This is a genomic window from Methylobacterium sp. D54C (assembly GCF_053345595.1).
In genome coordinates, this window is sequence record NZ_JBKFAK010000293.1 from 1 (window position 1) to 255 (window position 255).

The 255-nt window shown below is 71.4% G+C and carries 1 pseudogene; it reads right to left on the reverse strand.

Annotated elements, in window-relative coordinates:
• Positions 1-255 (reverse strand): annotated as a pseudogene (locus ACLBYB_RS33590) (acetolactate synthase large subunit); the annotation flags it as partial.

The following is a 255-nucleotide window of genomic DNA, read 5'->3' on the forward strand; positions in this document are numbered from 1 at the left end:
GCATGATCAGCGGGCGCTTGGCCTTCAGGATCATGTCCGCGGCGCGCGCGATCGCGGTCGGGTGCGCGACCGGGATGTCGATCGGGTGCGAGGGGACGAGGTCGGCCTCGGCCTCCTCGGAGGCGATGTCCTCGGGCAGCTCCAGCAGCACCGGGCCGGGCCGCTCCTCGGTGGCGACCCGGAAGGCGTCGCGCACGATGGTGGGGATCGAGGAGGCCGAGACGATCTGCCGGGCCATCTTGGTGATCGGCTTCA